Source organism: Proteus genomosp. 4 str. ATCC 51469 (assembly GCF_003144375.1).
In the GTDB taxonomy this organism is placed as follows: Bacteria; Pseudomonadota; Gammaproteobacteria; order Enterobacterales; family Enterobacteriaceae; genus Proteus.
Genome location: NZ_PENV01000011.1, coordinates 121,371 through 137,965, shown reverse-complemented (window position 1 = coordinate 137,965; position 16,595 = coordinate 121,371). Strand labels below are relative to the sequence as shown.

Sequence of the window (16,595 nt, the reverse complement as noted above, 5' to 3'; positions counted from 1 at the left end):
AGAAAGGGTTTTATGAAAAAGAGTCTACTCGCAGCGTTGGCGATTACGATGACACTGGGCATGGGGAATGCAGTTGCCCAACAGTTAACGTATCCTACAAAAAATATTGATGTTGTCATCCCGAAAAATCCGGGCGGTGGTACTGATACTTCTGCTCGTACTATCATTGAGTTTGCAAAAGATGTGATGCCAGCTGGACGTATCTTCGTTCCTGTGAATAAGCCTGCTGGTAATGGTTTAACGGGTCTGATTGAAGTTGCTAATGCGCGCCCAGATGGCACAAAATTAGTGATGACAACCGTTGAATTGGCGATGTTCCCACACCAAGGAAAATCACCCGTTACTTATAAAGACTTTACCCCAATCGCAACAACTATCGCTGATCCAGTGGTGTTAGTTGTTAATGCAGAATCACCTTACACCACGTTACAAGAGTTTATCGATGGCGCGAAAGCGAATCCGGGTAAACTGAAAGTCGGTAACTCTGGTATGGGTGCTATTTATCACTTAGCTGGCGTTAATATTGAACGTACCACTGGCACTAAATTTAACCATATCCCTTATAACGAAGGTACAGGCCCTTCAATCGCAGCATTAGTGGGTAATCACATTGATGGTGTATTAACCACACCTGGTGCGGTTAAATCTCAAGTTGATGCGGGTATTTTACGTGTTCTTGGTGTAATGGATGAACGTCGTTTCCCATTATTCCCAGCGGTACCGACTTTTAAAGAAGCACTGAAATTAGATACTAACGTAAAAATGCGTGCTTGGGCTGTATTAGCAACAACCGCTAATGTACCTGATAACGTGAAAAAAGAGTTAGTGGATGCATTCTCTGAAGTGGTTCAAAAACCTGGATATCAAGAAGCACTGAAAAAACAAGGTATTATGCCTGTGTTTATCACTGGTGACGATGCTTACCAAATGATGAAAGAAGACCACGAGATGTATGCTGAGTTAATTTCAACAACCCTGAAAAAATAACTTTTCTAATATTATAAACCACCCTACCTGTTACGGCAGGTAGGGTCGGGGAGATCCCGACATGACAAAAATCAATACAATCATCGGTGCGATTTCAGTGGCTTTCGGGGCACTTATTATCTATCTCTCCCGTGATATGAGCATGTTTGATGATTATGGTGTACCAGGGGAACGTTTCTGGCCTTACGGTTTAGCCATCTTATTTATTTTACTGGGGATTTTTCAATGGATTAGTATTGTGGTTGATAAAATCAAACACGTACACAAGTCTGTTGACCTAAGTTCTACCGCAGTTAAACGCGCTTATGGTTTAGGCATCTTTATGTTGGTCTATGCCACGGGTTTGCACTTTTTTGGTTTTATTATTCCGTCATTGCTTCTTATCCCGGTCATTATGTGGCTGATGAATGAAAGAAAACCTATCGCGTTGGTTGTTATTCCCGTCGTGATGGTCGCCGCCGTTTATGTCTTCTTTGACATTATCTTTAATTCACCTCTGCCAACCTCCGTCTTTTTTGAGTAAGCGGTAAAGGAGCTTTGAGATGGAAATATTAGACGCTTTAATGGTCGTTTTCAGTCTGGAAACGATAACGATGATCCTGTTAGGGGTGTTCGCGGGTATTATTATCGGCGCATTACCCGGTCTAACAGTGAACATGGGAATTGCATTGCTACTCCCATTAACTTATTCATTCCAAGGAATGACGGGGATACTCCTGTTATTAGGAATGTATTGTGGTGCCGTTTATGGTGGCTCAATTACCGCGATATTGATTAGTACACCGGGTACTCCCGCTTCTGCTGCAACGGTATTGGATGGTTATCCAATGGCGAAAAAAGGTGAAGCAGGAAGAGCACTTGGATTGTCCACAATGGGGTCTATGTTTGGGGGGATCTTTAGTACGATTGCCTTGATTGTGATTGCACCTCAATTGGCAAAAGTGGCAACAGGTTTCTCCGCAGCTGAGTATTTTGCGCTCGCAGTATTTGGCATAAGTATTATTACCAGTGTATCATCGCAATCGATTGTGAAAGGATTAATGGGGGGAGCAATTGGTTTAGCGATTGCGACCATAGGGCTTGATCCAATGACGTCAGGACCTCGCTTTACCTTTGATACCGTTTATTTAATGGGTGGGGTTTCATTTATTCCTATCTTGGTTGGTCTGTTCGCTTTCTCTCAAGGCTTGATTAGTTTTGAAGAAGAGTATCGTGAGCGCAAACAGAAGAAGAATGAAAAAATTAATGCGCGTATTCACCGTGTATTGCCTACATGGGCTGATTTTAAACGTGTACTGCCAACGTACTTACGCTCTTCTGCTATTGGTACAACGATTGGTGCAATTCCGGGAACGGGCGGAGATATCTCATCATTTATCTCTTATAACGAAGCGAAACGTTGGTCTAAACACCCAGAAGAATTCGGTCACGGTTCACCAGAAGGTGTCTCTGCACCAGAAGCGGGTGCAAACTCCGTAACAGGCGGAACCATGGTGCCGTTAATGACCTTAGGTATTCCTGGTGATGGCGCAACCGCCATTATTATGGGGGCGTTTATGGTTCAAGGATTGGCGTTGGGGCCTCAGCTCTTTACGGACAATCCCGTTGAAGTAAACAGTATCTTTATTGGCTTGATGATGGCGAATATTTTCCTCGGTATCTTAGGTTTCTTATGTATGAAACTCTTTGTTCGAGTGATGGATGTGCCACGCCGTGTATTAGTGCCTATTATCTTTGTATTGTGTAGTGTAGGTGCTTATTCTGTAAACCATAGCATTATTGATGTGTTTGTAATGATGGGCGCGGGATTGTTAGCTTATATTATGATAAAGCTCGACTTTTCCATGTCTCCTGTGGTTATCGGGATTATTTTAGGACCGATGGCTGAATCAAACTTACGTCGTGCTTTAATGATGTCTCAGGGCGATTTATCAATTCTGTATACACGCCCGATTACAGCGACATTCTTAGGTATTGCGATATTGACGTTGATCCTACCGATTATTGGACCTTCGTTAAAAGCAATGTGGAAGAAATGCCGAGCTAAACCTGCTCAGTAAAGGTTAACTGGCCCTCATCATTACGATGAGGGCAATATCAATGATGGAATATTAATGTAATGGCAAAAACAGTTGAACAGATTGCAAATGACCTGAATTTGTCTATTACCACAGTCAGATTGGTATTAAATGGCAAAGGTGATCAATACCGGATCAGTGCAAAAACACAAAAGAAGATAGCAGACTATGTTGAGGTATTTGGTTATACCGTCAATCATGCGGCAAGAAGCTTAAAGCTGAATAAAACAGATACCTACGGATTGGTTATTCCTCGTCTTTCTAACCCGTTTTTTGCTGCGTTGGCTGAAAAATTAGAGATGCATTGTCACCAGATTGGTTGCCAGCTAACAATTAGCTGTACCTATGGTGATATCAAAAATGAAAATAAACTCGTCAAATCAATGGATGAACGTAATGTTGATGGTATTTTCATTGTTTCATCTAGTCGCAAAAATCAGTTACACCATGTGAAACATCGTCAAAAACCCCTCGTTTTCTTAGATAGAGATTTTTCTGTGAGTGACGCTATTTGTGTCGCCTCAGATAACTGTGACAGTGGGGCGCAACTGACCAGAGCAATGATAAAGCTAGATGCACCAATTCATTTTTTTGCGGGTGATGCATTACTGCCTACGATTGCAGCGCGTTTGCGCGGTTATGTGCAAGCTATAAAAGGGCATTATGGTGATGATAATCGTGTCACTGTCTCTTATGCTGAGCATAATACGACCAAAGATGGTGAGCAGATGATGAAACAGTATTTAGAGCAACATCAGCAAATACCTTCTCATTTTATTGCCTCATCATTGCCTATTCTTGAAGGTTTATTGAGTGTTATCCGTCAGCGTGAAGGAAGTATTCCTGCTCATCTTCATATTGGTACATTCGATGATCATGTGATGCTGAGTTTTTTACCTAATAATGTGTGGTCAATGAAGCAAGACGAAGCGTTATTAGTCGAGAAAGCCTTTGAAATCATGTCTGCAAAGATAGCTGGCACCGCAGTTAAATCCCCTGCATTAATAAAAACACAACTTATCGAGCGCCTAATTTCTACCCAATGAGTCAATTAAATCGCTTATTCGCCTCACTTTGTGAGTAGATTAGGCTTTCTATTCGCCTCACTTTGTGAGTAGAATAGAGTTTATATTCGACTCATGAGGGTAATTTATGTGGATTTGGCAACATTCAAACTGGACTCATTTCAGATTTAACAACAGTACCGTGATCCCTTTACTTATTGATACTCGTTTTGTTCAAGGGATGCTCTATGGTCAAAGCCAAATGTTGCCTGAAAACAGTACATCTGCATTAGATTCTATTTTGGCAAATATTATTTATTCGAGTGATATTGAAGGTGAAAAGCTAAATGCATTTTCTGTGCGCTCTTCACTAGCGACTCGTTTAGGTATTGTGGAAGAGAAAACATATCCAACTGATGAAAAGTCAGAGGGTTTTGTGCAAGCTGCATTAGATGCTATTAATAATTTAGATGAACCATTAACTCATGAACGTTTATTTCAATGGCATAACCTATTGTTTCCTGAAGGACATTCTATTTTAAATCCTATTACTTCAGGGAAATACCGAACAGGTATTGTTCAGGTCGTTTCAGGTAAAAGAATTGATAAACCTATTGTACATTTTGAAGCTCCGCCACCTGAATCAATAGAAACTGAGATGGCATTATTTTTGGATTGGTTTAATAAAACAAGAGTTCATTATGAGCCTGATTTGATTATCAGAGCGGCTATTGCCCATCTGTGGTTTTTAACTATTCATCCATTTGAAGATGGTAATGGGCGGATAGGCAGACTTATCATGGATTTAGCATTAGCTCAAGCTGAAAATAAAACAGTCAGATTATATGCGATGTCAAAAACGATTAATGAGCATCGCCAAGAATATTACGACATCATCGAAAATACCCAAAAAGGTGATGGTGATATTACATTATGGCTTCAATGGTTTTTACAAATGCTTCAATTATCTATTTTGGAAGCTACACATGAAATTGATAAGACAGTAAGAGCAACTAAATATTGGCAAACCCATGATCAAGCGTTGTTGTCGCCAGAGCAATCAAAAGTTATCAATAGAATGCTTCAAGGGGATTTTGTCGATGGAATTAATAATAGCCAATATAAGAGTGTGGCAAAAGTGAGTCGAGCAAGTGCAACAAGACATTTAGCATTTCTTGTTGAGCAGGGTTTTTTAGCAGACAGTGGGGCTGGCGGGCGAAGTGTGAGATATATTTTACAAGACTAAATTTTTATTATTTAGCCACAATAGGAACATTAGTCTGCTCGTTTTATTGTTATTCTTTTTTTTACTTTTACAAATGCGCGCTACTCTACTTATCTCGTTTTAACAAAAATAGGGGCTCTTGATTATCTGCAATCAGAGGCTCATAATTTAAGCGGATAGTTCCATTTTATTAATATAAAAGGATATTAAAGAAAGATGAACGATGATGTTGACCGATGTCCTGAGTGTGAAGTAAGGGCGTATTATACGAATGATTTTGTTCGTGTTTATCAAGCCTATTCAAATACTATTGCTCAGAGCGCAGTCGCAAACGGAACATTTGTTTCGCCCCCTTTTAGTATGACCCGCATGACTTGGGTAAAACCTTCCTTTCTTTGGATGATGTACCGTTCTGGTTGGGGACGTAAAGACGCTAATCAAGCTTCTATTCTTGCGGTTGATATTACACATGAAGGCTTTCAAGAGATGCTGACTCAAGGTGTTGTGAGTCATTTTGATCCAGATCGCTATACTAGTGCTGAAGCTTGGAAAGAAGCATCAGAAACCAGCAATATCCGCATTCAGTGGGATCCTGAACGTGATATTTATTTGAATCGGCTCAGTTATCGCACCATCCAAATTGGTTTGCGAAATCAAGCAGTTGAAAAATATTGCAAAGAGTGGATTGTGAATATTACGGATATTACCGATAAGGTACATAAAATAGATGCTTGTATTGCTAATGGTGATCTTGATACCGCATACAGCCTATTGCCAGTTGAAAAACCGTATCACTTTGGTGAATAATTCATCAGAATGTCACCCCGCTTTATTGGCGGGGTAATTGTGTCAATTCATGCTCTAACAAGTTCAGGACGAACACCCAGTGTGTGGCAAATAGCATAGGTTAATTCTGAACGATTAAGTGTATAAAAGTGAAAATCTTTTACTCCTTCACGACTTAAAATTTTCACCATATCAATTGCAATTGAAGCACCTACCAGACTACGGGTTTCAGGATCATTCTCTAATCCATCAAACATTTTATTCATCCATCCCGGAATTTTTACATTGGTTAAACCCGCAAAGCGTTTTAGCTGTTTAAAATTAGTCACGGGTAGAATACCCGGTACAATTTCTACATCAATTCCTGTTGAAACACAGCGATCGCGAAAACGTAAATAACTTTCCACATCAAAGAAAAATTGAGTGATGGCGCGATTTGCTCCCGCATCTACTTTTCTTTTTAAGTTAATTAAATCCGCTTGTGCACTTTTCGCTTCAGGATGCACTTCTGGATAAGCTGCAACAGAAATATCGAAATCACCCACACCTTTGAGTAAATGGACCAAATCGGTGGCGTACATCTCTGGTTTTTGTGTGTTATCGGGCAAGTCTCCGCGTAATGCGACAATATGACGAATACCACTTTGCCAATAATCCTGCGCGATATGTTGGAGTTCTTCGCGGCTTGCATCAACACAAGTTAAGTGTGGTGCTGCTTCTAATCCTGTGCGTTCTTTTATTCCTTTAATAATAGAGTGTGTTCTATCACGCTCTCCTGAGTTTGCACCATAAGTCACAGAAACAAAGCTCGGTTTTAAGGTATTTAAACGCGCAAGAGATTGCCAAAGGATATTTTCCATCTCTTCGGTACGAGGAGGAAAAAATTCAAATGAAACTTGGATCTGGCCATCTAATTCAGCAAGATTTTGGTTAAGTGCTTCATGTTGGCTTGCGTGATAAAAGCTCATACCTGTACCTCATCAATCTTTCACTGTGTTGTTATTTTTATTTAAGTATCACTACTTATTTACCCATCTAACCATTTAGACGTCTAGATGTAGATTCTCTTAATTAGGTTATTTAGTCAACAACTATTCACCCTGTTTTTGATGAGGATAATTCAATCAAAAGGAGAGGAAATTTCATGTTCAAAAAGGCTTTATGATGAAAATGAGCGTATTGAGAGCTCAATCTTCTCATTTTTCTTCTACAATAAAGCTAACTAACGTATTGATGAGAGGCGAAATGATCACTTGTAAACGTGTTTATGATGATAAAGACGGTGAGCATGAAGGTTATCGTGTGTTAGTCGATAGGCTCTGGCCAAGGGGCGTGAAAAAGACAGATTTTCATTATGATGAATGGAATAAAGGTGTCGCGCCTTCGACTGAATTACGAAAATGGTTTCATGGCGGAGGGGGAGATTTTACTGAGTTCACGCAACGTTATACGCAAGAATTAATGGCTGTACCTGAACATTGGCAATCGCTTGTCGCAATAGCCAAAGAGCAACCGTTAGTATTACTTTATTCAGGTAAAGATAAGCAACAAAATAATGCGACAGTATTAAAAGCTTTTTTAGAAAAACAGCTTAAATAGGTATCAACAGGTTATATATTGATTTTCTTACTGTGAAAAAAAGAAAAAAAAGTGGCGCGGTATTAGGCGCCACAAAAATTGCTAATAAAAACATCGAACAGAGTCAGAGAATATTTTTACTACTCTTATACAGTGTGTGTATTTGCCAATAGCCATTGACTAATACGTTGTTTTTGCTCATCATTTAGCCACATACCGAGTTTAGTACGACGCCAAATAGCATCATCAACTTCGATAACCCACTCATGTTTCACTAAATAACGTAATTCTGCTTCATACAGATTATGACCGAAGTTTTCGCCCATGCTGGCCAAATCAGTAATGCCTTCAAGCAATAATTCGGTGTTGCTACCATAAGTGCGGGCAAAGCGCAGTGCCAGTGCTTCTGGTAACCAAGGATGGCGTTGACGAATTAAACGTGAATAACCATCACGATCACAACCTTCTAAATTACCGCCTGGTAATTGACCATTTTTAGTCCATGGTTTACCCATGTTAGGGAAGTAAGCAACAAGTTTATCAACAGCGTGCTCACCTAATTTACGATAAGTCGTTAATTTACCACCAAATACAGATAACAGTGGTGTTTGACCATTATCATCATGAACATCTAAGGTGTAGTCACGGGTAATCGCTTGTGGTGAATCTGATTCGTCGTCACATAATGGACGCACGCCAGAGTAATCCCACACCACATCTTCTTTAGTTAACTGCTTTTTAAAGTGATCGTTATAGACTTTCAGTAAATACTGAATTTCGTTGTCATCAATAGCGACATCTTTAGGATCGCCTTTATATTCAACATCCGTAGTACCAATGATAGAGAACTCATCCATCCAAGGAATAACGAAAACAATACGGTTATCTTCGTTTTGTAAAATATAAGCTTGTGGTTCGTTATGAGCACGAGGAATAACGATATGGCTACCTTTAATTAAACGGATACCATAAGGTGATTTCAGTTTTAAGCCTTCATCAAATAAGGTTTTAACCCAAGGGCCTGCTGCGTTTACTAAGGCTTTCGCTTGGTAGAGAGATGTTTCACCTGTACGTAAATCTTGTGCTTCTACCATCCATAAATTATTTTCACGCCAAGCGCGGGTTACTTTTGTGCGTGTGCGCACTTCACCACCACGACGGACGATTTCTTGTGCGTTGAGCACCACTAAACGTGCATCATCAACCCAGCAGTCTGAATATTCAAAACCACGTGTTAATTCTGGTTTTAAAACAGAGTTTGCACCAAATTTAATGCCTTTACTGCTTGGTAGGCTTACACGTTTTCCTAAATGATCATAAAGGAACAGACCAATACGGATCATCCAAGCTGGGCGTAAGTGTGGTTGGTGTGGCAGGCGAAAGCGCATTGGAAATGCGATATGTGGTGCTAAGCGTAATAACACTTCACGTTCTGCCAGAGCTTCGCTAACTAAGCGGAATTCGTAGTGTTCTAAATAACGTAAACCACCATGAATAAGTTTAGAGCTCGCGGAAGATGTCGCACTTGCTAAGTCTTGAGCTTCCAGCATAAGTACTGAAAGGCCTCGGCCAGCTGCATCCGCCGCAATTCCAGCGCCGTTTATTCCGCCGCCGATGACAATCAAGTCTTGAGTTTTCATAACATCCTCCTACGAATGCGCGAAACAATTCTTTAATGTTCGTTTTCGCTCATAATTGTAATGAAGTTTGATGAAAATGCCAACTATATAACTGATAAAAAACATAACCGCGTGATATGGATAACAATTTATTATCATATCCACATAATTTGTGGGCTTATTGAAAATAAGCAACATTGTTAATGTATTAATAAAAAAGAGAATAAATAGAAGGAGTTAATTGAATTTGATGGTGAATTGATAAAAAAAAGTACCTAAATAGGTACTTTTCGAGGGCGTTTATGCAATTAACATAATTCGAGTTGAACGTTGTGCTGTTCAACAATTTTCTGTATCCCAGCAGGTGGCTCTTGATCGGTAAATAAGTAATCGATCAGATTCATATTGCCTAAATTTACCATCGCATTACGACCAAACTTAGAATGGTCAGTCACCAACATAACACAGCGCGAGTTTTCGATAATTGCGCGTTTAGTGCGAACTTCGTGGTAATCAAATTCAAGTAATGAGCCATCCATATCAATACCACTTATCCCTAAAATACCGTAATCAAGGCGGAATTGAGAGATAAAATCAAGTGTCGCTTCACCAACAATCCCTCCGTCTCGTGTACGCACTTCACCACCGGCAAGGATCAAACGAAAGTCTTCTTTACCCATCAGTAATGTTGCTACATTAAGGTTGTTAGTCACTATACGGAGGTTTTTATGATTAATTAGTGCATGTGCTACGGCTTCAGGCGTTGTACCAATATCAATAAATAGTGTTGCACCATCAGGAATTAAGCTCGCCACGCGTTGTGCAATCCGTGATTTTTCATCAGACCACATAATTTTACGATCATGATAAGCGGTATTCACTGAACTTGAAGGTAATGCAGCACCACCGTGATGACGTTGGATTTTGTTCTTTTCCGCTAATTCATTTAAATCACGTCGGATGGTCTGTGGGCTGACTTCAAAATGCTCCACCAACTCTTCAGTGCTGACATAGCCCTGTAGGCGTACCAGTTCAATGATGGCATCATGTCGTTGCGTTTGCTTCACAGGTGTCCCCTAATGTTAAAAATATCATGTTAATTTTATTATGATCTACGAGATAATTGATGTCGATTATCCCACAAAGCCATCAATAAGCCGATAAGGAAGCCTGCAAAATGTGCAGCATTTCCGATAGAGTCACCTAAAACGCCCATATAACCTGCAACAATCCACAGAATTGAAAAAACGATTAAACCTGTTGGAGCGCCAATACCTTTTTCTGGATTACGTATTCCTGTTAAACCGACATAGCCAATTAATGCGTAAACAACACCAGAAAGCCCACCAAAGTTGGAATCTGTAAACAAGGATTGTGCCCAATTACTAAAGAGCGCAGAAACGAGCATGATCACAAATAATTTACCAGTACCCAATCGTTGCTCTGTTTGACTTGCGAGATACCACCACATAGCAAGGTTGAAGGCGATATGCATCAGTGAAAAATGAATAAACGCTGGAGTAATATAGCGCCAGACTTCAAAGTTTAAGCTCTCTTCATAAGGCCATGCTAAATGGAGCATGACATCATAGTCGCCAACTACTTGTTGCCAGATAAAAACGAGGATACATAAAATAATCACTAGCACCGTCAGTGGGCCTGAGCGTTGCACCATATTTTTTATCGAAAAGGCAGGGCGATATTTTATACCTGTATTTTTCGGATCACCGGTTTGCCAACTTGCGGCTTGATAGCGCGGATGAAAAGGCTCACGTAGAAACGTATTAAGTTCTTTTTCAACCATTTCTAACTGATGTTGGTCTTCTAACCAAAGAGAGATTTGCTGATTTTCATTTTTTGCGTGAATTCGCACACCTTTTGTTGCCATATAATTGACAAATAAATCAGCAGCTTGAGGGTTGGAAAGCGTAATAATGTGGATCATTGACAAAACTCATCCGTCGTTATTGCAGAGACGTTATCGCTTGTGGAAACTCTCTTTGCCATGCTTCAAAACCACCATTAATACTATAAACGGTTTCAAAGCCCATATTAACTAGATATTGAGCTGCCCCTTGACTGCTGTGGCCGTGATAGCACATCACCATAACAGGAACATCAAAGTCAGCATCTTGTAAAAATTGATTTAGCGTTTCATTGGTGAGATGAAATGCATTTGTCGCATGACCAAAACGATAACTCTGAGGATCTCTCACATCGACTAAAATAGCTGATTGAGATACCCAGAATTGATAAGCTTGTTCAATGCTAAGAAATTGAAACTTATCCATAATTGTCTTATTTATTATATTGTTAGTTAATTTGCTTGTTCTGAGCGAGAGAACGATACATTTATCATAACGCCAAATGGGTAAAGATGACGTAACGCTTTGTAAATGATTATTTTAATACAAAAATCCCCCATGATATCAGTGCAGGTGAATATCATAGGGGATTTAATACTGAAGGATCAGTAGTAGGAGTGCTCGCCACGTTGGTGTTCAGTTAAGTCTTTCACACCTTTTAATTCATTAGGGAACAGGTTTAACAGTTCTTTTTCGATGCCATCTTTTAAGGTGACATCAATCATTGAACAACCGTTACAACCACCACCGAATTGTAAGATAGCATAGCCATCTTCAGTAATTTCCATCAGACTCACGCGACCACCATGACCCGCTAATTGAGGGTTAATTTGTGATTGCAGTACGTATTCAACACGCTCAATTAATGGTGCATCAGCATCCACTTTACGCATTTTTGCGTTAGGTGCTTTCAGGGTTAATTGTGAGCCTAGTTGGTCAGTAACAAAATCAATTTCTGCATCTTCTAAGAAAGGTGCGCTGATGTCATCAACATACGCAGAAAGTTTTTCGAACTTAATTTCAGTATCGTTTGGCTCTACAGCATCAGGCGGGCAGTATGAAACGCCACATTCAGCATTAGGTGTGCCTGGATTGATAACGAATACACGAATTTGGGTGTTGGGTTCTTGGTTAGCCAGTAGTTTGGCAAAATGCGCCTGTGCGGCATCAGTAATAATAATCATATCGTCTTGCTCAATAGTTGACTGTTCTGGTTGGTTATCATACGCCCAATTGGCGGTTAACTACAAGGTTCGACAAATCGCCCATACCTCAACAGAGCGTGCTCCCGCACGAAATAACAAGGGTACGATGGAATTTAATGTCGCACCAGTAGTGATAACATCATCAATTAGTGCCAGATTTTTCCCTGATACCGACACTGTGTTATTTAATACAAATGCATGTTTTAAATTTTGTTGCCTTTGCTTGGCATTAAGATGCGTTTGCATCAGTGTAGCACGAGTTCTTATCAGGGTATTCGGTTGATAAGCACAATTTAACCACTTTGCCAAAGGCTTAGCGATAGCTTCTACTTGCTCAAAGCCTCTAGACCAACGGCGATGACGATGTGAAGGAACGCTAATAATTCTATCAGGTTTCTGCACTAAATTTTCTCGTCGATGTGAGAGCCATCGCAATAGAAAAAGTCGTGCAAGACATAAGGCTATCTGAGGGCGAGGTTGATATTTATAAAGGTGTAATAATTTATTTAATGGCGGTTGATAGTCGGTGACTGTCAACATCTGTTTCCATAGCGGTGGTGATTGTAAGCAACGCCCACACAACATCATAGAATGATGAGAAGGATATAAACAGCAAGGGCAACGATTTTGTTGTTTTGGTAGATGTCGAATACAACTCGAACAAATGCCTTTAGTATCATAAATTAAGGGTTGACGACATAGCCAACAATATCCTGCTATTGTTATCCACATAATGAACATCCTTGTAAAAGAGAAGAGAGCATAGCAATGAATAAACTGTATTGGCAGACAATTGGTGAAGGAAAAACAGATCTTGTGCTACTACACGGATGGGGGCTGAATGCTCAGGTCTGGCAATCATTAATACCGAGATTAACCACGCATTTTACACTTCATCTTGTTGATTTACCGGGTTATGGACGTAGCCAATGGTTTCCAGCGCTCACATTAAAAGAGATGGCAGAGATTGTTTTTGCAAAAGCACCTGCTAATGCTATTTGGCTAGGATGGTCTCTAGGTGGATTAGTCGCTAGCCGTGTTGTTTTAGATAATCCCAATAATGTGCAAGCGCTAATTACAGTGGCTTCTTCACCTTGTTTTGGTGCTCATGAGGATTGGCCGGGGATCAAACCTGAGGTTTTAAAAGGATTTGAACAGCAACTAAATGAGAATTTTCATCGCACAGTTGAGCGCTTTTTAGCACTACAAACATTGGGCACACAAAGTGCCCGTGAAGATATGAAAGCATTAAAATCAGTGGTGTTAGAACAACCACTCCCTTCTGTTGAAGTGCTTAATGGTGGATTAGAAATTTTGCGTACTGAGGATTTACGAGAAGAATTGAAAACGTTGAGTTGTCCTTTTATTCGTTTTTACGGTTATTTAGACGGTTTAGTTCCTCGAAAAGTGGCCGGATTATTAGATACTTTTTATCCACATTCACCGTCTGTTATTTTCCGTAATGCGGCTCATGCACCGTTTATTTCACATCCTGATGAATTTGCTCAAGCGTTAATTGAAGCTTGTGATATTTAGTCGTGATTATCTTAAAGAGCAGCCTTAATTTAATGAGTAAGCATTTATCATTCCCTTTCTCTTTTTTCACTTAATTTCGCTTTTAGTTAGTTTCAAATAATTATTTGATTTCGCCCATATTATGCCTCTTAGCTTAATATGGGCTCTTTTTTATCTGAAATGACGATGTGTTTAAAAGGGTATTATTTTGGGGATAACGCTGCTTTTGCTAATGGCTTTTTAAGCCGAAAAGCCAGCGATAACGCAATGATGCTTAAGGCTAATGTGAAATAAAATACAGCATGTGTACCCAATGATAGGGCAGAGATAGCACTATTTTGTGATAACGCATTTTCACGAAAATAAGACATCAATGTAATGGCGATAGAAGTACCTAATGCCCCAGAAACTTGATATAGCGTATTCCAAATGGCGGAGCCATCAGCATAAAGGTTAGGGGTTAAATCGCTTAATGCAGTTGTTTGTGCAGGCATAATGACACAGGTTACGCCCATACAAAGTGACATAAAGGCGACAACAATTTTCCATGCCTCGGTATGTTCATTAACTACGAATAAGAAAATGCAGGCACTTAACAGCATAAACAGCGCACCCATTACGGCAAAAAAGCGGGCATCATATCGGTTATAAAGAAAACCAATTAGTGGTGAAAAAATTACATTAATGATATTGCCTGGTAATAATAAAACACCTGCAATTGCAGCGCTGAATAGTAGAACTTCTTTCAAATAGATAGGAAGAATAATCGCAACCGATAATACACTCATCATGCAAACAATCATCATTAATAATCCAACAACGAATATAGAATGCTTAAAAATGTGAAGGTTAATCATTGGCATTGCGAGCTGTTTTTGTCGCCAGCAAAACAGTAATAAGCTCAAAACACCGATTAAGACTGACCCCAGAACATTTATTGAAGTAATTGAATGTTCAGCTAATACAGCTAATCCATAAATTAAGCCAGAAAAACCGAGAGAAGATAATAAGAGTGAAATAATATCAATACGGGGTTTTGTTAGAGTACCGATATGCTCCATTGAGTAAAAAGCTAGCGCTAGAACAGCGATATAACAGATAGCGCTGATCCAAAAAATGGCATGCCAGTTCATTGAGGTCAAAATAAAACCCGATAATGTGGGGCCTAATGCGGGAGCTAAGGTGATTGTTAAACCAATAACACCCATAACAGCACCTCTTTGATAAAGAGGAAAAATCAGTAAAGCTGCACTCATTAATACAGGTAGAATAATTCCTGTGCCAATTGCTTGAATAATTCGACCTATCATCAGGAGAGGAAAACTAGATGCAAGTGCCGCAACCATACAACCTAATAGCGAGATAAATAACGCGCTAATAACCAAACTTCTTGTATTAAACCACCGAACTAAGATTGCTGAAATAGGCACGAAGATAGCTAAAGTGAGTAAATACCCGGTAACAAGCCATTGGGCTAACCCCGCACTAATTACGAATTGCTCCATCAGATTTGTTAGCGCCATATTTAGCGCGGTTTCACCAAATAACCCCACAAATGTGCCTAACATTAAGACACTTATCATTGCGCGGGGCTGAGTGACAATTTTTTCTGCTTTGTTCATTACGTTTATTTCCCATTTATTATGTCAACTAGATTGACATAATGGAAAGTAACGGAAATAGAAAATATGATCAACTGAGTTGACAATTTTATTCTGTTATACTGCTCTAAAAAAAGAGGGGGAAGAGCATGTCTATTTCATTGGAACAGCTTGATATAATTGATTTAATTAGTGAAAAGCACTCTTTATTACGTTCGCGTATAGATACCCGCTGGAACGCACAAAGTGATATTCATTTGGCAAATTCTGAATGGTACATCTTATCGCGCATCGTGGATGCACCTGCCACTATTGCTGAGATCAGTAAAACAGTCGCGATTTCCAGGCAAGCCATTCATAAATTTATACGGCAGTTGGAGCAAAAAGGCTTAATTAACGTGTTTGATATGAAAGACAGTAAGAAGCTAAAAGGTGTCGAAATGACCCAATTAGGTCGAGAATGTTATCAACGCTACGATGAGCTAAAGCAAGAGATCATTACCGAAATTGTGAGCATTATTGGTGAAGATAATAAGCGGCTATTTGAGAAGTTATTACGCCAACCTTGGTTTAAAGAAGCATTGTAATAATGCCGCCCTTTTACTAAGGGCTGCAATAAATAGATGATTATGCGAGCACGTTTTCGAGATGAAATGAAGTTTCTAGAATAGGTGCATTTTTTATTGTGTCTGCAACAGGACAAGTGCGTTCAATAAAAGCGATAAATGCAGCAATCTCTTCTTCGCTATTATCGGCTTGAATAAAAAAATGTGTCGTAATTTTACTAAAGCCCAATTTGGCCTCTTTATTTTTTCCCGTAAAACCATCGGTATCTAATTCACCTTTAACTTCAATGCGAATATCGTTGAGATTAATTTTATGCATACGCGCAAAGCTTTTGGCGACAATCCCCTTACAAGCCCCTAATGTACCTAATAATGCTTCAACAGGATTCATTGCACTGTCTTTTCCACCTAATGACAAAGGTTCATCAAGTAAAAATTGAAACTGGCGTGATGCACATTGCATCTGTAATCCGCCTTGTTTACCGGTCGTAATGGTCGATGAAAATTCAGTTATTGGCATAATTTTATATTCTTATAAAGTGAAGTGATAACAGACGTCTTTACGT

At 39.6% G+C, this 16,595-nt stretch carries 18 protein-coding genes; 9 read left to right on the top strand and 9 right to left on the bottom strand.

Annotated features, from left to right (window positions below):
• The first annotated feature begins 12 nt into the window (after nt 1-12).
• The 6 genes from DK866_RS11485 to DK866_RS11460 all read left to right on the top strand — a co-directional run bounded on the left by DK866_RS11485 (nt 13) and on the right by DK866_RS11460 (nt 6,101).
• The gene (locus DK866_RS11485; protein ID WP_244179694.1) at nt 13-987 is read left to right on the top strand and encodes a tripartite tricarboxylate transporter substrate binding protein; all 975 of its coding nucleotides are present in this window, start codon (nt 13-15) and stop codon (nt 985-987) included.
• 61 nt (nt 988-1,048) lie between these two features.
• Nucleotides 1,049-1,510, top strand: coding sequence for a tripartite tricarboxylate transporter TctB family protein (locus tag DK866_RS11480; protein ID WP_075671202.1), 462 nt, complete (start codon nt 1,049-1,051; stop codon nt 1,508-1,510).
• 19 nt (nt 1,511-1,529) lie between these two features.
• Nucleotides 1,530-3,047 (top strand): tripartite tricarboxylate transporter permease, encoded by a 1,518-nt coding sequence (locus tag DK866_RS11475; protein ID WP_109408997.1) that lies wholly within the window; start codon nt 1,530-1,532, stop codon nt 3,045-3,047.
• 59 nt (nt 3,048-3,106) lie between these two features.
• Nucleotides 3,107-4,111, top strand: coding sequence for a LacI family DNA-binding transcriptional regulator (locus tag DK866_RS11470; protein WP_109408996.1), 1,005 nt, complete (start codon nt 3,107-3,109; stop codon nt 4,109-4,111).
• Between the two features lie 106 nt (nt 4,112-4,217).
• Nucleotides 4,218-5,315, top strand: a complete 1,098-nt coding sequence (locus DK866_RS11465; protein ID WP_088494297.1) for a Fic family protein — start codon at nt 4,218-4,220, stop codon at nt 5,313-5,315.
• Nucleotides 5,316-5,510: 195 nt separating this feature from the next.
• Nucleotides 5,511-6,101, top strand: coding sequence for a DUF4291 domain-containing protein (locus DK866_RS11460; RefSeq protein ID WP_109408995.1), 591 nt, complete (start codon nt 5,511-5,513; stop codon nt 6,099-6,101).
• Between the two features lie 47 nt (nt 6,102-6,148).
• Here DK866_RS11460 and metF read toward each other — a convergent pair whose 3' ends face one another.
• Nucleotides 6,149-7,048: a methylenetetrahydrofolate reductase gene (metF, locus tag DK866_RS11455; protein ID WP_109408994.1), complete on the bottom strand. Its 900-nt coding sequence runs from the start codon at nt 7,046-7,048 to the stop codon at nt 6,149-6,151.
• Nucleotides 7,049-7,325: 277 nt separating this feature from the next.
• On the opposite strand from metF, the gene DK866_RS11450 reads away from it, so the two are divergent.
• Nucleotides 7,326-7,679 carry a DUF488 domain-containing protein gene (locus DK866_RS11450; protein WP_109408993.1) on the top strand — a complete coding sequence of 118 codons (354 nt, stop codon included), beginning with the start codon at nt 7,326-7,328 and terminating at the stop codon, nt 7,677-7,679.
• Nucleotides 7,680-7,804: 125 nt separating this feature from the next.
• Here DK866_RS11450 and glpD read toward each other — a convergent pair whose 3' ends face one another.
• The 6 genes from glpD to gntX all read right to left on the bottom strand — a co-directional run bounded on the left by glpD (nt 7,805) and on the right by gntX (nt 13,079).
• Nucleotides 7,805-9,298: a glycerol-3-phosphate dehydrogenase gene (gene glpD / locus DK866_RS11445; RefSeq protein ID WP_109408992.1), complete on the bottom strand. Its 1,494-nt coding sequence runs from the start codon at nt 9,296-9,298 to the stop codon at nt 7,805-7,807.
• Nucleotides 9,299-9,585: 287 nt separating this feature from the next.
• On the bottom strand, nt 9,586-10,344 hold the full coding sequence (locus DK866_RS11440; RefSeq protein WP_006534541.1) for a DeoR/GlpR family transcriptional regulator: 759 nt from the start codon (nt 10,342-10,344) through the stop codon (nt 9,586-9,588).
• 38 nt (nt 10,345-10,382) lie between these two features.
• Nucleotides 10,383-11,222: a rhomboid family intramembrane serine protease GlpG gene (gene glpG, locus DK866_RS11435; RefSeq protein ID WP_109408991.1), complete on the bottom strand. Its 840-nt coding sequence runs from the start codon at nt 11,220-11,222 to the stop codon at nt 10,383-10,385.
• A 19-nt stretch (nt 11,223-11,241) separates the two neighbouring features.
• Entirely contained in the window at nt 11,242-11,568 is a 327-nt protein-coding gene (glpE, locus tag DK866_RS11430) for a thiosulfate sulfurtransferase GlpE (RefSeq protein ID WP_109408990.1), read from the bottom strand.
• Nucleotides 11,569-11,747: 179 nt separating this feature from the next.
• Nucleotides 11,748-12,326, bottom strand: coding sequence for a Fe-S biogenesis protein NfuA (gene nfuA / locus DK866_RS11425; protein WP_072068863.1), 579 nt, complete (start codon nt 12,324-12,326; stop codon nt 11,748-11,750).
• A 60-nt stretch (nt 12,327-12,386) separates the two neighbouring features.
• Entirely contained in the window at nt 12,387-13,079 is a 693-nt protein-coding gene (gene gntX, locus DK866_RS11420; RefSeq protein ID WP_109408989.1) for a DNA utilization protein GntX, read from the bottom strand.
• Between the two features lie 36 nt (nt 13,080-13,115).
• Here gntX and bioH point away from each other — a divergent pair, with 36 nt between their 5' ends.
• Entirely contained in the window at nt 13,116-13,883 is a 768-nt protein-coding gene (bioH, locus tag DK866_RS11415) for a pimeloyl-ACP methyl ester esterase BioH (RefSeq protein WP_109408988.1), read from the top strand.
• A gap of 182 nt (nt 13,884-14,065) precedes the next feature.
• On the opposite strand, the gene DK866_RS11410 is transcribed toward bioH, so the two are convergent.
• Nucleotides 14,066-15,484, bottom strand: a complete 1,419-nt coding sequence (locus tag DK866_RS11410) for a DHA2 family efflux MFS transporter permease subunit (protein WP_244179693.1) — start codon at nt 15,482-15,484, stop codon at nt 14,066-14,068.
• A 128-nt stretch (nt 15,485-15,612) separates the two neighbouring features.
• On the opposite strand from DK866_RS11410, the gene DK866_RS11405 reads away from it, so the two are divergent.
• Nucleotides 15,613-16,050 carry a MarR family winged helix-turn-helix transcriptional regulator gene (locus DK866_RS11405; RefSeq protein ID WP_109408987.1) on the top strand — a complete coding sequence of 146 codons (438 nt, stop codon included), beginning with the start codon at nt 15,613-15,615 and terminating at the stop codon, nt 16,048-16,050.
• 40 nt (nt 16,051-16,090) lie between these two features.
• On the opposite strand, the gene DK866_RS11400 is transcribed toward DK866_RS11405, so the two are convergent.
• A complete protein-coding gene (locus DK866_RS11400; RefSeq protein WP_109408986.1) occupies nt 16,091-16,549 on the bottom strand; it encodes an OsmC family protein in 459 nt (152 codons plus the stop codon).
• Nucleotides 16,550-16,595: the final 46 nt, after the last annotated feature.

What these genes read in the sequence shown, in the direction of transcription:
- DK866_RS11485 (WP_244179694.1), top strand. Translation starts at nt 13, where the DNA reads ATGAAAAAGAGTCTACTCGCAGCGTTGGCGATTACGATGACACTGGGC.
- DK866_RS11480 (WP_075671202.1), top strand. Translation starts at nt 1,049, where the DNA reads ATGACAAAAATCAATACAATCATCGGTGCGATTTCAGTGGCTTTCGGG.
- DK866_RS11475 (WP_109408997.1), top strand. Translation starts at nt 1,530, where the DNA reads ATGGAAATATTAGACGCTTTAATGGTCGTTTTCAGTCTGGAAACGATA.
- DK866_RS11470 (WP_109408996.1), top strand. Translation starts at nt 3,107, where the DNA reads ATGGCAAAAACAGTTGAACAGATTGCAAATGACCTGAATTTGTCTATT.
- DK866_RS11465 (WP_088494297.1), top strand. Translation starts at nt 4,218, where the DNA reads ATGTGGATTTGGCAACATTCAAACTGGACTCATTTCAGATTTAACAAC.
- DK866_RS11460 (WP_109408995.1), top strand. Translation starts at nt 5,511, where the DNA reads ATGAACGATGATGTTGACCGATGTCCTGAGTGTGAAGTAAGGGCGTAT.
- metF (WP_109408994.1), bottom strand. Translation starts at nt 7,048, where the DNA reads ATGAGCTTTTATCACGCAAGCCAACATGAAGCACTTAACCAAAATCTT.
- DK866_RS11450 (WP_109408993.1), top strand. Translation starts at nt 7,326, where the DNA reads ATGATCACTTGTAAACGTGTTTATGATGATAAAGACGGTGAGCATGAA.
- glpD (WP_109408992.1), bottom strand. Translation starts at nt 9,298, where the DNA reads ATGAAAACTCAAGACTTGATTGTCATCGGCGGCGGAATAAACGGCGCT.
- glpG (WP_109408991.1), bottom strand. Translation starts at nt 11,222, where the DNA reads ATGATCCACATTATTACGCTTTCCAACCCTCAAGCTGCTGATTTATTT.
- glpE (WP_109408990.1), bottom strand. Translation starts at nt 11,568, where the DNA reads ATGGATAAGTTTCAATTTCTTAGCATTGAACAAGCTTATCAATTCTGG.
- nfuA (WP_072068863.1), bottom strand. Translation starts at nt 12,326, where the DNA reads ATGATTATTATTACTGATGCCGCACAGGCGCATTTTGCCAAACTACTG.
- gntX (WP_109408989.1), bottom strand. Translation starts at nt 13,079, where the DNA reads ATGTGGATAACAATAGCAGGATATTGTTGGCTATGTCGTCAACCCTTA.
- bioH (WP_109408988.1), top strand. Translation starts at nt 13,116, where the DNA reads ATGAATAAACTGTATTGGCAGACAATTGGTGAAGGAAAAACAGATCTT.
- DK866_RS11410 (WP_244179693.1), bottom strand. Translation starts at nt 15,484, where the DNA reads ATGAACAAAGCAGAAAAAATTGTCACTCAGCCCCGCGCAATGATAAGT.
- DK866_RS11405 (WP_109408987.1), top strand. Translation starts at nt 15,613, where the DNA reads ATGTCTATTTCATTGGAACAGCTTGATATAATTGATTTAATTAGTGAA.
- DK866_RS11400 (WP_109408986.1), bottom strand. Translation starts at nt 16,549, where the DNA reads ATGCCAATAACTGAATTTTCATCGACCATTACGACCGGTAAACAAGGC.